The organism is Thiomonas sp. (assembly GCF_054608695.1).
On record NZ_JBTRXV010000012.1, the window covers coordinates 51,990 to 65,937 of the forward strand.

At 67.2% G+C, this 13,948-nt stretch carries 13 protein-coding genes; 4 read left to right on the forward strand and 9 right to left on the reverse strand.

Annotated features, from left to right (window positions below):
* Positions 1-41: 41 nt before the first annotated feature.
* The 9 genes from ACYCUK_RS07220 to ACYCUK_RS07260 form a co-directional block, all read right to left on the reverse strand.
* A complete protein-coding gene (locus ACYCUK_RS07220) occupies positions 42-1,892 on the reverse strand; it encodes an STAS domain-containing protein (protein ID WP_461594118.1) in 1,851 nt (616 codons plus the stop codon).
* Positions 1,893-1,929: 37 nt separating this feature from the next.
* Positions 1,930-2,418 (reverse strand): RNA polymerase-binding protein DksA, encoded by a 489-nt coding sequence (dksA, locus tag ACYCUK_RS07225; protein WP_461594119.1) that lies wholly within the window; start codon positions 2,416-2,418, stop codon positions 1,930-1,932.
* Positions 2,419-3,079: 661 nt separating this feature from the next.
* Positions 3,080-4,138 carry a CobW family GTP-binding protein gene (locus tag ACYCUK_RS07230; RefSeq protein ID WP_461594120.1) on the reverse strand — a complete coding sequence of 353 codons (1,059 nt, stop codon included), beginning with the start codon at positions 4,136-4,138 and terminating at the stop codon, positions 3,080-3,082.
* 88 nt (positions 4,139-4,226) lie between these two features.
* On the reverse strand, positions 4,227-5,408 hold the full coding sequence (locus tag ACYCUK_RS07235) for a class I SAM-dependent rRNA methyltransferase (protein WP_461594121.1): 1,182 nt from the start codon (positions 5,406-5,408) through the stop codon (positions 4,227-4,229).
* Positions 5,409-5,462: 54 nt separating this feature from the next.
* Complete coding sequence (locus tag ACYCUK_RS07240) at positions 5,463-6,479, reverse strand: tyrosine recombinase XerC (RefSeq protein WP_461594122.1); 1,017 nt, start codon at positions 6,477-6,479, stop codon at positions 5,463-5,465.
* Positions 6,480-6,516: 37 nt separating this feature from the next.
* Positions 6,517-7,203 (reverse strand): DUF484 family protein, encoded by a 687-nt coding sequence (locus ACYCUK_RS07245; protein ID WP_233224645.1) that lies wholly within the window; start codon positions 7,201-7,203, stop codon positions 6,517-6,519.
* A 17-nt stretch (positions 7,204-7,220) separates the two neighbouring features.
* Positions 7,221-8,102 (reverse strand): diaminopimelate epimerase, encoded by an 882-nt coding sequence (gene dapF / locus ACYCUK_RS07250; protein WP_461594123.1) that lies wholly within the window; start codon positions 8,100-8,102, stop codon positions 7,221-7,223.
* A 68-nt stretch (positions 8,103-8,170) separates the two neighbouring features.
* Positions 8,171-9,061, reverse strand: a complete 891-nt coding sequence (locus ACYCUK_RS07255; protein ID WP_461594124.1) for an LpxL/LpxP family acyltransferase — start codon at positions 9,059-9,061, stop codon at positions 8,171-8,173.
* A complete protein-coding gene (locus ACYCUK_RS07260; protein ID WP_461594125.1) occupies positions 9,058-9,939 on the reverse strand; it encodes a lysophospholipid acyltransferase family protein in 882 nt (293 codons plus the stop codon). The genes ACYCUK_RS07255 and ACYCUK_RS07260 overlap by 4 nt, the downstream gene beginning before the upstream one ends.
* Before the next feature lie 364 nt (positions 9,940-10,303).
* Between ACYCUK_RS07260 and metK the strand changes: the two genes are divergently transcribed.
* The 4 genes from metK (at position 10,304) to argG (ending at position 13,794) form a co-directional block, all read left to right on the forward strand.
* Positions 10,304-11,497: a methionine adenosyltransferase gene (metK, locus tag ACYCUK_RS07265; protein ID WP_461594126.1), complete on the forward strand. Its 1,194-nt coding sequence runs from the start codon at positions 10,304-10,306 to the stop codon at positions 11,495-11,497.
* A 157-nt stretch (positions 11,498-11,654) separates the two neighbouring features.
* Positions 11,655-12,002, forward strand: coding sequence for an ArsC family reductase (locus ACYCUK_RS07270; protein WP_461594127.1), 348 nt, complete (start codon positions 11,655-11,657; stop codon positions 12,000-12,002).
* A gap of 114 nt (positions 12,003-12,116) precedes the next feature.
* Positions 12,117-12,434 (forward strand): pyrimidine/purine nucleoside phosphorylase, encoded by a 318-nt coding sequence (gene ppnP / locus ACYCUK_RS07275; protein ID WP_461594128.1) that lies wholly within the window; start codon positions 12,117-12,119, stop codon positions 12,432-12,434.
* A gap of 19 nt (positions 12,435-12,453) precedes the next feature.
* The gene (gene argG, locus ACYCUK_RS07280; RefSeq protein WP_461594129.1) at positions 12,454-13,794 is read left to right on the forward strand and encodes an argininosuccinate synthase; all 1,341 of its coding nucleotides are present in this window, start codon (positions 12,454-12,456) and stop codon (positions 13,792-13,794) included.
* Positions 13,795-13,948: the final 154 nt, after the last annotated feature.

The window sequence follows — 13,948 nt, forward strand, 5'->3', positions numbered from 1 at the left end:
GCGGCGGTGGGGCAGCGCGGAATCTGAACGCAGACTGGAACTTAAAACTTGCGCAACTGGATTTGAGCCACCGAGTTGATCCCGAGAATGACGAACAGCCCGGCGATGAGCCGGTGCGTGCCTTCGAACTGCACCGCGCGCCCGGCGCTGCTCTGCGACATCACCCAATTGAGCATGATGCCGGCGCTGGCGAAGTCGAGCCGGCGCAGTTCGCTGAGGTCGACGACCACGGCGCCATGGCCGGCTGCGGCCTGATCCAGCGGCTTGAGGAAGTCTTCGCTGCCGCCCTTGATGTCGCCTCGCAACTGGGTGAACGCCACGCCTGTGTCGGTGTTGCCAAAATGGGTGCTGAACTGGCTGGGAATCAGGCTGCTGGCCTGCGCTTGCGAGGGCCGCGAATGCTGCGACATGGGCCGGCTCAGGCCAGCGGCCGCGTCGGCAGTGAGCACATGGACCTTGGCGTGGCTGGGTTCCCAGGTCGGCGGAGAAATTTCGTAAGTGACGCAATAGTCCAGCGCGGCGTTCTCATAGGCCTCCTGTTCGCCCGCCATGCGCAAGGCCTCCAGGCGCAAACCCCACCAGCCCGGGTCGGCATCGCGCTGCATGGGAGGCGCGGCTGCGGCACAAGCCTCCGTCAGATTGGAAATTCCGGCCAGTTCGATGACGCAGCCACTGGATGCGTTCAGCACCTTGAAGGCCTCCAGCGAGAAGGTCTGGGCTCCCGGGGCGATACTGGTCAGGCCACTGAATTCGAGTACGACCTGACGCACCCCGCCCCGCGCCAGCAGCAGCAGGGCGCGTGACTGCGCCGCATCGAGCTCGCCCAGAGCGGTGAAATTGGACGAAGGCCCCGCAGCGGCAGGCTGAGCGGCGCGCGCGCGGGCGGCTGCATGCGCGGCGTGCAAATTCTGGGGTGCCGGCGTATCCCAGGACGGCGCCGAGGACTGGAAGCGATCGACGTAGTCGTTCACCAGAGCCTCGAATTTCGGGTTGTCGCCGCCGGCGCGATAGAGGTCGAACAAGGCCAGCCAGAACTCGTTCTCCAACTCGCGCTCGGGAGAGCCGGAGATGGCGTCGAGCAAGGCGCGCTCGGCGTCGCGGTCGTGGCCATTGGCGAAGTCGATACAGGCCTGGTCGAACAGCGGGCTGGACGATACGCCTTCCTGCACGTCCACGGCCATGGGACTTGAGGATGCGAAGCCGCCGGTTTTCATCCAGGTATCCATCGGCGGATGATCGGCGGCGAGTTGCGTCATGCCCATCATGGTCGGTGCCATCTGGGTTGGAGCCATCTGGGTCGGGGCCGGCATGGTGGCCTGGATGATCTCGCCGGGCGCGGCGGGCGTAGATACAACCGGCGGCGGTTGCAAATGCCGCGAGAGATGGTCGGTCGGTTGGAAGCCTAGCCCCGGCTCCATCCCGGGCTGGGGGGCGAATGCCTGTTGTGCGCCTGGCCCAGATGCGGGCGCCTGGGGTGCTCCAGTGCCCAAGCGAATCTGCTTGGCCTGCGGGCCTGGCCGGCTGGGACCACCGCGCCCCTGTTGCCCGGTTTCCTGCACCATGGACTGCTCGATCTCGTTGATCTTGCGCAGCGTGGCTTCGCGCTCGGGCGCAGATGGGCCGGTACCGGTGCCGGTGTCGGGCACGTCGGTGTAGGCGTCGTCGATCGGCAGGCCGTCGGCCTGGCGCTTGCGCAGGCGCCGCAGCGAGGCCAGCTCGCGGCGGCGGATGAAGGTATCGAGCTTGCGCTGTTCTTCTTTCGCCTTGACCTGCTCTTGCTCCTGCATGTCGCGCAGGGCGTTTTCGTGGCGTGTGAGCGACCAGTCCTGTGTCGGGTTTTTGACGAACTCACCGACCCGGCCCCAGAAGCTGCGCGGTTTCGAATCACTCATCGGCATGCCTGTGCTTGAAGCGGGGTGGCGACCAGGTTCAGTCCCCGAACATCTTTTGCTTCATCTCGCGCCGCTGCTGCGCTTCCAGCGACAAGGTGGCCGTGGGCCGTGCCAGCAGGCGGCCGATGCCGATGGGCTCGCCGGTTTCCTCGCACCAGCCGTACTCGCCAGCGTCGATGAGCAAGAGAACCTGCTCAACCTTCTTCAGCAATTTGCGCTCGCGGTCACGTGCGCGCAGCTCCAGCGCATGTTCTTCCTCGATCGTGGCGCGATCGGCGGGGTCCGGCACCAGCAGGGTGTCTTCGCGCAAGTGCTCGGTGGTTTCGCCGGCGCTACGCAGGATGTCGTTGCGCAGGGTGCTCAGCCGGTGCTTGAAGAACTCCAGCTGGACGGCTTTCATGTACTCGCTTTCGGGCATGGCGAGCACTTCAGCGTCGGTCAGATCCTTGGGCGCCTTGATTTTCCAGGCATTGGCCAGCTTGGGATCGGCTTTCGCCGGGGTTTGTGTGGGGGCGAGACTGCTCATGGATTTGGCTGCTGAAGATGCTGAAATGGGTGCGGCAACCTGGGGGCGGTTCGCCACGGCGGGTGCAGGTTTTTGGGCTTGGGCGGGCGGCAGTGTAGCCCGAACCGGAGTTGGGGTTTTAGGGGCGGCTGCCGAGGCGCGGGTCTTGGTGGATGGGTCGCTTTTGGTCACTGCTGGAGGCGCATGGGCCGATGCCTTGGAGGCCACGGGAATTGCTGCCTTGGCTTTCGCCAAGGGTTTGGCCGGGCTCGCTGTCGTGGTCTTCCGCGCCTTCAGGCCCGCGGGCGATGTCGCCCCGGCCGTGCGCTTGGGTGCTGGCGCTTTGGCCGCCGGCGCCACGGGGCGCTTGGCCACGACGGCCTTGACAACAGTCTTGGCTCCCCGAGCCGGTGTGGTTTTGCTGGCCGCGCTTTTCGCACGGCTGGTTTCTGGTTTTGCCGCCTTGACCACAGTTCCTCCTGGAATCTGATGATGCTCGCGTTGCGCCACGGATGATCGCAACCGCTCAGCAGTGCGGACAGGGCACCGCTGAAGCCGGCCGATTGTAGTCAGATGCATGGAGCTGGCTTCGGGGGCTTTGTGCCATGCACGCGGGATGTCGCGTCAGCGCAACGCGACAGGGGGCAATCGAGGGATCGCCAGAGAGGCCGACCTTGACCGATCAACTCACCAGCGATTGCTCCAGCCCCTGCAGGATGATGTCGCGCGGCAGGTCGATGCCGATGAATACCAGCTTGCTCTGGCGTTGTTCCTGCGCGCCCCAGGCCGAGGCCAGGTCGCTGCCCATGAGCTGGTGCACGCCCTGGAACACCACCTTGCGGTCGATCCCTTTCATGTGGAGCACGCCCTTGTAGCGCAGCATGCGCGGACCATAGATCTGAACGATGGCGCCGAGAAAGTCTTCCAGTTTGGCGGGGTCGAATGCCTTGTCGGAGCGGAAGACGAAAGACTTCACATCGTCGTCGTGTTGGTGGTGATGCGGGTGATTGCAGGCCTCGCCGGGCGCATGGTCGTGGTGATCGTGATCATGGTCGTGATGGTCATGCTCGGCGTCGTCGGCCTTGAGAAAGTCGGGGTCGATGTCGAGCTTGGCGTTGAGGTTGAAGCCGCGCAGGTCGAGCACGTCTTTGAGCGGCACTTCGCCGAAATGCACCACGCTTTGTTTCGCCCGCGGGTTCATGTGGGCCAGGCGGTGCTGCAGCGCGGCCAGTTCGCCGGCGCTCACCAGGTCGGCCTTGGAAATGAAAATCTGGTCGGCGAAACCCACCTGGCGTTGCGCTTCCAGCCGGGAGTCGAGCTGCTGGCCGGCATGCTTGGCGTCCACCAAGGTCAACACCGAATCGAGCAGATACTGGCTGGCGATTTCGTCGTCCATGAAAAAGGTTTGCGCCACCGGGCCGGGGTCGGCGACGCCGGTGGTTTCGATGATGATGCGGTCGAACACCAGTTCGCCCTTGCGGCGGCGCGCGGCGAGGTCGGCCAGGGTCACGCGCAGATCGTCGCGGATGGTGCAGCAGATGCAGCCGTTGGACATCTGCACGATCTGCTCCTTGCTGTCCTGCACCAGGATGTCGTTGTCGATGTTCTCCTCGCCGAACTCGTTCTCGATCACGGCGATGCGCGAGCCATGCGCTTCACTCAGCACGCGCTTGAGCAAGGTGGTTTTGCCGCTGCCGAGAAAGCCGGTGAGGATGGTGGCGGGAATCAGGGGTGTGGACATGGTGGTGATGGTTGGCAGTGCGGGAGGCGGCGGGTGTGCTTGAAACTCGCCACCGGGCAGTTTAAAACCGCCCTTGAGATGATGCCGCTCAGCGGGTTTGCAAGAGCAGGCCCTTGAGGTATTCGCCTTCGGGGAAGGACAGCAGCAGCGGGTGGTCGGCGCCCGCGGCGGCGCGCGCGACGATGTCGGCCTCCACCCCGGCGTCGAGCGCGGCGCCGGCGACGATGCTCTGGAACAGTGCGGCGTCAATCCCGCCCGAGCAGGAAAAGGTGAACAGCCAGCCGCCCGGCTCCAGCAGCGTGAGCGCGAGGCGGTTGATGTCTTTGTAGGCGCGTGCCGCACGCGCGGCCGCGGCTGCGGTGGGGGCGAGCTTGGGCGGGTCGAGCACGATGGCGTCGAAGCGCCGGCCCTCTTCGCGCAGGCGCCGCAGCGTGGCATTGACGTCGGCGTCGAGCATGGGCGCGCGCGCGGTGTCGAAGCCGTTGAGCCGCACATGGGCCTCGGCCTGGGCCAGCGCCGACGCGGAGGAATCCACCGTCAACACCTGTTTGGCACCACCCGCCAGCGCCGCCAGGGTGAAGCCGCCCGTGTAGCCATAGCAGTTCAGCACCTTGCGCAGCCGCTGCTCGCGCACCAGCGTGGCGAAGCGCGCGCGGCTGTCGCGCTGGTCGAGGTAGAAGCCCGTCTTGTGCCCGGTGGCCACGTCCACGCCATAGTGCAGGCCGTTTTCGGCGATGTCGACGCGGGTTTCACCCTCGCCTTGCAGCCAGCCGCTGACCGGCTGCAAACCCTCCAGCCCACGCACGCCGGCGTCGGAGCGCTCGTAAATGCGCACCTGCGGCAGCAGCTCATGCAGCAACTCCGCCAGCATGGGTTTGATGCGCTCGATGCCGGCGGCCAGCGCCTGCAGCACGACGATGTCGCCATAGCGGTCGACGATGCAGCCGGGCAGGCCGTCGGACTCGCCATGCACCAGGCGCACCGCCTGCATGTCCAGGCCCAGCCGTGCACGGCGGGCGATGGCCTGCTGCAGGCGCAGGCGGAAAAAGTCGCGGTCGATGCGCTGCTCGGCGTCGAAGCTCCACATGCGCAGGCGAATCTGCGAATTCGGGCTGAACGCCGCCCAGCCCAGCACCCGGCCGTCGGACGCGTCCACCCGCACCGTCTCGCCACTGTCGCCACCGCCGCGCGCAACCGCACCGGCGAACACCCAGGGATGGCGGCGCAGCAGGGCGCGTTCCTTGCCTTCGTGCAGGCGGATGACTTTCATGGCGGGTTCCGTGGCGAGCCGGGTTGTGCCGGCTCGGGTGATGGGGCCTGGGAATCAGCGCTTTTTCGCGCGGGGATGGGCGGCGTCGTAGACCTTGGCCAGATGCTGGAAGTCGAGACGGGTGTAGATCTGGGTGCTGGCGATGCTCGCATGGCCCAGCAACTCCTGCACCCCGCGCAAATCGCCGCTGGACTGTAGCAAATGCGAGGCGAAGGAATGCCGCAGCATGTGCGGGTGCACGGCCGTGGGCAGGCCAGCGGCGCGGGCGCGTTCGCGCAATTCCACCCAGACGCGCTGCGTGGTGATGCGCCGTCCGCGCGGCCCGAGGAACAAGGCCGCCTGGTCGCCGCCGTCGCCGCTCGGTGCCGGGCGCAGCGCCAGCCAGTCGCGCAGGGCTTGCATGGCGGGCGCGCCCACCGGCACGCTGCGGCGCTTGCCGCCTTTGCCGAGCACGGTCACTTCGGCGGCGTCCCAGTCCACCCAGCCGGCCGACTCGTGGCCGGGGGCGCGGGTGTAGCGGGTGTCCAGGCTGGTGAGTTCGGAGACGCGCAAACCGCTGGAATAGAGCAACTCGGCAATCGCCCGGCCGCGCGCGAGGCTCAAGGCCTGGGTCTGCTCTGTGCGGCGATCGGCGGATGCGGGTGCATGGTCCTGTGGCGCATACGCGGCCAAGGCCACGGCCTGATCCACGCTGATGGCCTTGGGCAAGGGCCTTGCGGCGCGCGGGGCGCGCACGTCTTGCAGCGGATTGCTGGCCACCAGGCCTTGCAGCCCCAGCCACGAGAACAGTCCGCGCCAGGCCGACAAGCGGGCGGCGATGGCGCGCGGCGTCATGCCGCCCCCATGCAGCGCCGCGACCCAGGCGCGGATGTGTTGCGGGCCGATGCCACCAAGCCCGGCGCCTGCCAGCTGGGCGCGCTGGCGCAGGTCGCCCAGGTCGCGCTCGTAGTTCACCAGGGTGCGTGGCGAGAGGCGACGCACATGCCGCAGCATGTCGAGATAACGAACGCAGGCGCCGGCGAGATCGTCTGCCCCGCCAGGCGCTGGAACTTGGGCGGGAACGTCCGGCATGCGTGCGGCCGTGGCGTATGGCCTGGCGTGGCCGGCTTCAGCCGCCGCGCACCAGGCGCTGCAAGCCAGCCGAGGCGAGGTGACCGATGCGGGTGAGGAACTCCGTGCCCATGTCGGCGGTGAAGCGGTCGGCATGGGGCGAACCCAGGACCAGCAGGCCAAAGGCGGGAGCCTCGTCGGTCTCGCGCAGGGCAATCATCGCCATCGACTGCGGCGGCGCGCCCGCACCCAGCCAGCGTGCCGCTTCGAACCCGGCATTGGCGCCGCAATACGGCTGGCTCAGGCTGTTGGCCAGGACCGGGATGTCGGTGCCCACATCGGCGGCGTAGTCCTGTGTGGTGTAGGCCGGCAGCAGGTTCCACAGCCGCAAGGCGGCCTGCGGCAACTGAAACTGCTGCTGCATTTCGCGCACCAGGGTGTGGGGCAGGGCGGCGGGGTCGGCCTCGCGCAGCATGGCGCGAACCCAGTCCAGCAAGCGGCCGGAGATCGCTTCGTTCTCCGCGGCGTTGCGCATCATGTCGGCCAGGCGATGTTCAAGCACGCGCATCTTGTCGCGCAGCATCTCGATCTGCCGCTCTTGCAGCGACACGGCGCGGTTGCCATGCGGGCTTTGCAATTGCACCCCGGCCAGCAACTCGGCGTGGCGCTCGAAAAAGTCGGGGTGTTCCGCCAGATAGGCGGCGAGGTCCTGTTCGGTCAGTTGCATGGTCGGTGTCTCGGTCATGGTTGTTCGTTTCGCGTTCACAGTTCAATGTTGCCATCGAACACATGGGCCACCGGGCCGGTCATGTACACCGGGCTGCCGGCACCGTCCCAGGCGATGCTGAGCCGGCCACCGTGGGTATCCACCTCCACCGGGCTTTGCAGCCAGCCGTGACGCATGCCGGCGACCACGGCAGCGCAGGCGCCGGTGCCGCAGGCCAGGGTCTCGCCGGCGCCGCGTTCCCACACCCGCAGGCGGATGTGGTGCGGGTTCATCACCTGCATGAAGCCGGCGTTGACGCGCTGGGGGAAGCGCGGGTGGTGCTCGATATGTGGGCCGAGCGTGGTGACGGGCGCGGTGTCCACGTCGTCCACACGCTGTACCGCGTGCGGGTTGCCCATGGACAAGGCGCTGATCCAGGTGGTGATGGAACTTGTGGCGGCGGCCGAGGCGTCTGCTGCGTCCAGCTCCAGCGGCCAGCGCTCGAAGCCGGCTTCGAGCCGCGGGGCCAGGCCGGTGTCGTCGAAGGGAATCTCTGCCGGAGCGAAGCGCGGCGGGCCCATGTCCACGGTGACGCGGCCGTCGTCTTCCAGGCGCGGCTGGATGATGCCGGAGCGGGTGAGCACGCGGATGCTGCGCTTGTCGGTGAGGCCGCGGCGGCGCACGAAGGCGACGAAGCAGCGCGCGCCGTTGCCGCACTGCTCCACCTCGCCGCCGTCGGCGTTGAAGATGCGGTAGCGGAAGTCGACATCGGCCGAGGGTGCGGGCTCCACCACCAGAATCTGGTCCGCGCCCACGCCGAAATGCCGGTCGGCCAGCAGGCGCAGTTGCGCCGGCGACAGGGCCAGCGCCTCGCGCGTGGCGTCGAGCATGACGAAATCGTTGCCGGCGCCGTGCATCTTGGTGAACTGCAGTTTCATGCGCGTGCGATTGAGGGGGCGGGATCGGTGGGGCGGCCGTGCATGCAGGCCACAGAGCGCGGCAGCCTTCAGTACAACGAGGGCTCGCCGGGCGGCCGGGTCTTGAAGCGTTTGTGCACCCAATGATATTGCTCGGGCATCTCCAGCACGCGCTGCTCGATGAAGTGGTTCATGCGCAGCAGGTCGGCGTCGATGTCGGCCAGGCGGCCATCCCGCAGGGTGGGGAAATGGTCCCAGGCCGGATGGATGGTGATCTCGTAGCCGGCGTAGCCCGGCAGCATGCGCGCCACCACCGGGTAGACCCGCGCCTTGCTCGAGGCCGCCAGGCGCGGCACGGCGTCGAGCGTGGCGGCAGGCACGCCGAAAAACGGAATGAAGCGCGAGTGGCGCTCGCCGAAATCCATGTCCGGCAAGGTGTAGAACGGCGTGCCGCGGCGCAGCGCGCGCAGCATGCCGCCAGCGCCCTCGTGGCGCGAGACGATGCGCTCGGTGTGAAAGCGGCTGCGGCCATCGAGCACCCAGCGGTCCAGCACCTTGGATTTTTGCGGCGTGTACATGCCCGACAGCGGGCGCTGCGCCGCCAGGGTCAGCGCCGTCCAGGCCGCGTCCATGCCCTCGAAGTGAATGCCCAGCAGCAGCACGGCGCCGTCGCCATGCAGCGCTTCGTCCACCGCGCCGCGCAGGTGCAGCACCTGCTCCAGGCGCGCAGGACTTGCCCACCACAGCACCACGCGTTCGAGGAAAGCGCGGCTGACGCAAATGAAATGCGCCCGGCCCACCTGCTCGCGCCGCGCCTGGGTCCAGTCGGGAAAGCAAAGCTCCAGGTTGCGCAGGGTGATGGCGCGGCGTTTGCGCGCCAGCGGCCACAGCACAACCCCCATGGCGGTGCCGATGCGCCCGATCACGCCGTAGGGCAGCAGGTGCAGCAGCCACAGCAGGCCGAGGCCGATGCGGCTCATGATGCGGCACCCGGTTGCGCGGCTTGGTCCGATTGCGCGCTGGGCATGGGTAGCGACCCGGGCGGAGCCTTGTAGCGGTTGTAGCCCCACAGGTATTGCTCCGGGCGCATGCGTATCAGGCCCTCCACCCCCAGGTTGATGCGCGTGGCCGCCTCCACCGGGTCGTCCGGCAGGGTTTCGTCGAAGGGCAGGAAATGCAGCACATAGCCCTGGCCGCGTGGCAGGCGCTCGGCAAACGCCAGGATGATCCGCGCGCCGGTGAGTTGCACCAGCCGTGCCGGCAAGGTCATGGTGTAGGCCGGGCGGCCGAAAAACGGCGCCCACACGCCTTCACCGGCGCCCGGCGCCTGATCGGGCAGCAGGCCGACGGCTTCGCCATGGCGCAGGGCGCGCAGCAGCGGGCGCATGCCGGTGACCGTGGCTGGGGCGGCGCGCAACTGCCCGCGCGGCCTGGCCTGCACCAGGCTGTCCACCCAGCTCTTGCGCGGCGGGCGGTACAGCACGGTGATGGGCTGCCATTCCGACACCACCTGGCCGGACACCTCGAAGCAACCGAGATGCGGGGTGAGGAAGAGTATGCCGCGGCCCTCGCGTTTGGCCTGCTCCACATGCTCCTTGCCCACCAGCTGCACCCGGCGCACGGCTGCGCTGGGGCCGAAGCGGAACCACACATAGGGCATTTCACCCAGCATGCGCCCGGTGCCGCGCGCCACGTCGAGCCCCAGACGGCTGGGCGCGTAGCCGGCCTGCGCCAGATTGGCGCGCAGTCGCTTGCGGTAGGTGGGCGAGGCGGCATAAACCGCCAGCCCGAGCAGGGCGCCCAAGGCCTGAAGCAGGCCGAGGGGCAGATGGGAAAGCGCACGAAACAGGCGCAGCATGGGTGGGCGCGGAGCGATTCGGGTGGATGGAACGAAACAATGCCGATGGGGCCAGCGATGCTGGCCAAGCACCCTGGACGAATGATGCAGCCCCGGCCTGACATTCCGGGCAGCGGCTGCAGTGCCAACTCGGCAGTGCCGCGTCGAATCGCTCATCATGGGCAACTTCACCAGACCGGCAATGTTACGCATCAGCAGGCGGCGAGTTCGAGGGTTAGAATTCGACCAGGTCGCCGAGTTAATGACAACTTGCGGGGCGACTGGCAGTGCGGGGTAACCCGGAGCTGCCGAAACCAAACCGCTAAAGCGTCGCCGTGCGGGGTCTCAAGCGGTGACGGAACTGCAACCCAACTGGAGCACCGCAATGGCTGATTCATTCTTCTTCACGTCCGAATCCGTGTCCGAAGGCCACCCCGACAAGGTGGCTGACCAAATCTCCGACGCCATCCTCGACGCCATTCTGGCGCAGGACCCCACCTCCCGCGTTGCCGCTGAAACCCTGGCCAACACCGGCCTCATCGTCCTGGCGGGCGAAATCACCACCAATGCGGTGGTCGATTACATCCAGGTGGCGCGCAACACCCTCAAGCGCATTGGCTACGACGACGCCGACTTCGGCATCGACCACAAAAGCTGCGCCGTGCTGGTGGCCTACGACAAGCAGAGCCCCGACATCGCCCAGGGCGTGGACAAGGCCCACGACAACAACCTCGACCAAGGCGCCGGCGACCAGGGCCTGATGTTCGGCTACGCCTGCGACGAAACCCCCGAGCTGATGCCTGCGCCCATTTACTACGCCCACCGCCTGGTGGAGCGCCAAAGCCAGTTGCGCCGCGACGGTCGCCTGTCCTGGCTGCGCCCGGACGCCAAGAGCCAGATCACTTTCCGCTACGAAAACGGCCGCCCGTCCGCGATCGACACCGTGGTGCTGTCCACCCAGCATGCCCCCGACATTGCCCTGGCCGATCTGCGCGAAGCCGTGATCGAACACATCATCAAACCCGTGCTGCCGCCCGAGTTCATGCGCGGCGAGGTCAAGTACCTCATCAACCCCACCGGCCGCTTCGTCGTCGGCGGCCCGCAGGGCGACTGCGGCCTGACCGGGCGCAAGATCATCGTCGACACCTACGGCGGCGCGGCCCCGCACGGCGGTGGCGCGTTCTCCGGCAAGGACCCGAGCAAGGTCGACCGCTCGGCCGCCTACGCCGCACGCTACGTGGCGAAGAACATCGTCGCCGCCGGTCTGGCGAAAAAGTGCCTGGTGCAAATTTCCTACGCCATCGGCGTGGCCCTGCCCACCAGCATCATGGTGACGACACAAGGCACCGGCGTGATCGACGACGCCAAACTCGAACAACTGGTGCGCCGCCACTTCGACCTGCGCCCCAAGGGCATCGTCAACATGCTCGACCTGCTGCGCCCCATCTACGCCAAAACCGCCGCCTACGGCCACTTCGGCCGCGACGAACCCGAATTCAGCTGGGAAGCGACCGACAAGGCAGCGGAGTTGCGGGCGGGTGCGGGGTTGGGGGAGTTGCGCGCGGTGGTGGCGGTTTGAGGGCATGTGGCGCGGGCGCATCCATGGTTAACAGGCCCTGATCCGACCCCAATTTCAGGGTGCTCGGGCCGATCGATCGGATGCATGGCTGCGACGGTCCCACCGGCCCGGCGTCCACCCGGTCATCACTCCGGTATTGGTCCAGACCATCGCGTTCATGATCACCCTCTACGGCATTTCCAACTGCGACACCGTCAAGAAAGCCCGTGCCTGGCTCGGCGAGCTGGGCGTGGCGCACGCGTTCCACGACTTCAAGAAGCAGGGTGTGCCCGAGGCGGCCCTGGACGTCTGGCTGGCTGCCATGGGTTGGGAAGCGCTGGTCAACCGCAAGGGCACGACCTGGCGAAGCCTTGACGAGGTCACGCGTGTCGCGGTGGTGGGCGCGGCCAGCGCTCGCGTCGTGCTGCTGGCCCGGCCCGGCCTGATCAAGCGCCCGGTGGTGCGGTGGACGGATGGCGCCGTCACCGTCGGCTTCGACGCCGCCAACTGGCAGCGCCGCGTCTGAATCTGCCGTTTCTGATCCTGCGGCGTCCGGGCCGGCATCCTGGCATGGCCGTGCCGGGGCGCCGGCCTAAAATCACGGGTTCGCCTTCATTTCATTTCTTCCCAGCGCATTCCCATGAACACCTCCCGGATCGGCGGCGTGACCGTCAACACCCAGGCCAACGTGTACTTCGACGGCAAGTGTGTCAGCCACGGCATCAGCTTCCCCGATGGGACGAAGAAGTCCGTGGGCGTGATCCTGCCAGCCACCCTGACCTTCAACACCGGCGCACCGGAGATCATGGAGTGCGTGGCCGGCGCGTGCGAATACAAGCTGGCTGGCACCGACACCTGGCTCAAGTCCGGCCCGGGGGAAAAGTTCAGCATCCCCGGCAACAGCAGCTTCGACATTCGTGTGACCGAGGCCTACCACTACATCTGCCACTTCGGCTGATCCAGCGCCCGAGCCTGCCATGAGCACCATCCTGCAACACCTGCCCAAGGGGCAAAAAGTCGGCATCGCCTTCTCCGGCGGCCTGGACACCTCGGCCGCGCTGCTGTGGATGAAAAAGAAGGGCGCGATGCCCTACGCCTACACCGCCAACCTTGGCCAGCCGGACGAATCCGACTACGACGAGATTCCGCGCAAGGCCATGGGCTTTGGTGCCGAGAAGGCCCGTCTGGTGGACTGCCGCCGCCAGCTCGCCCACGAAGGCATCGCCGCCCTGCAGTGCGGCGCCTTCCACATCAGCACCGGCGGCATCACCTACTTCAACACCACGCCGCTGGGCCGCGCCGTCACCGGCACCATGCTGGTGGCCGCCATGAAGGAGGACGACGTCCACATCTGGGGCGATGGCTCCACCTTCAAGGGCAACGACATCGAGCGCTTCTACCGCTACGGCCTGCTCACCAACCCGAGCCTGAAGATCTACAAGCCCTGGCTGGACCAGACCTTCATCGACGAGCTCGGCGGCCGCAAGGAGATGAGCGAGTTCCTCATCCAGAACGGCTTCGACTACAAGATGTCGGTCGAGAAGGCCTACAGCACCGACAGCAACATGCTGGGCGCCACCCACGAGGCCAAGGACCTGGAGCACCTGAACTCGGGCATCCGCATCGTCAACCCGATCATGGGCGTGCCCTTCTGGCGCGAGGACTGTCAGGTCTTGGCCGAGGAAGTGACCGTGCGCTTCGAGGAAGGCCAGCCGGTGGCGTTGAACGGCCAGACCTTCGACTCCCCGGTGGACCTGTTCCTCAAGGCCAACGAGATCGGCGGCCGCCACGGCCTGGGCATGAGCGACCAGATCGAGAACCGCATCATCGAGGCCAAGAGCCGCGGCATCTACGAAGCCCCCGGCATGGCGCTGCTGCACATCGCCTACGAGCGCCTGGTCACCGGCATTCACAACGAGGACACCATCGAGCAGTACCGCATGGGCGGCCTGCGCCTGGGCCGTCTGCTCTACCAGGGCCGCTGGTTCGACCCGCAGGCCATGATGCTGCGCGAAACCGCCCAGCGCTGGGTGGCCCGCGCCGTGACCGGCGAAGTCACGCTGGAACTGCGCCGCGGCAACGACTACTCCATCCTCAACACCGAAAGCCCCAACCTCACCTACGCCCCCGAGCGCCTGAGCATGGAAAAAGTGGAGGACGCGCCGTTCTCGCCGCTGGACCGCATCGGCCAGCTCACCATGCGCAACCTCGACATCACCGACACCCGCGCCAAGCTGGGCATTTACGCCAAGGCCGGGCTGTTATCGCTGGGCGAGGGCGTGGGCATGCTGAGGCTGGAAGGCGAGAAGGGCGAATAAGCGCCGCCTCGGACAAGCCGCTCTCCGGAGCGGCTTTTTTGTGTGCGCCCGGCACGGGCGCACTCCTGCGGGTGCAAGTCCCGCCACAAGCTGGTCATGGCGAGTGAAGCGAAGCGCAACTGCGTGAGGGCGACCGAGCGTGGGGAGGAAGCGT

Coding starts and splice junctions, on each gene's coding strand:
- argG (WP_461594129.1), top strand. CDS start 12,454: ATGAGCACCATCCTGCAACACCTGCCCAAGGGGCAAAAAGTCGGCATC.
- ACYCUK_RS07270 (WP_461594127.1), top strand. CDS start 11,655: ATGATCACCCTCTACGGCATTTCCAACTGCGACACCGTCAAGAAAGCC.
- dapF (WP_461594123.1), bottom strand. CDS start 8,102: ATGAAACTGCAGTTCACCAAGATGCACGGCGCCGGCAACGATTTCGTC.
- metK (WP_461594126.1), top strand. CDS start 10,304: ATGGCTGATTCATTCTTCTTCACGTCCGAATCCGTGTCCGAAGGCCAC.
- ACYCUK_RS07245 (WP_233224645.1), bottom strand. CDS start 7,203: ATGACCGAGACACCGACCATGCAACTGACCGAACAGGACCTCGCCGCC.
- ACYCUK_RS07230 (WP_461594120.1), bottom strand. CDS start 4,138: ATGTCCACACCCCTGATTCCCGCCACCATCCTCACCGGCTTTCTCGGC.
- dksA (WP_461594119.1), bottom strand. CDS start 2,418: ATGAGCAGTCTCGCCCCCACACAAACCCCGGCGAAAGCCGATCCCAAG.
- ACYCUK_RS07220 (WP_461594118.1), bottom strand. CDS start 1,892: ATGAGTGATTCGAAACCGCGCAGCTTCTGGGGCCGGGTCGGTGAGTTC.
- ACYCUK_RS07255 (WP_461594124.1), bottom strand. CDS start 9,061: ATGAGCCGCATCGGCCTCGGCCTGCTGTGGCTGCTGCACCTGCTGCCC.
- ACYCUK_RS07235 (WP_461594121.1), bottom strand. CDS start 5,408: ATGAAAGTCATCCGCCTGCACGAAGGCAAGGAACGCGCCCTGCTGCGC.
- ppnP (WP_461594128.1), top strand. CDS start 12,117: ATGAACACCTCCCGGATCGGCGGCGTGACCGTCAACACCCAGGCCAAC.
- ACYCUK_RS07240 (WP_461594122.1), bottom strand. CDS start 6,479: ATGCCGGACGTTCCCGCCCAAGTTCCAGCGCCTGGCGGGGCAGACGAT.
- ACYCUK_RS07260 (WP_461594125.1), bottom strand. CDS start 9,939: ATGCTGCGCCTGTTTCGTGCGCTTTCCCATCTGCCCCTCGGCCTGCTT.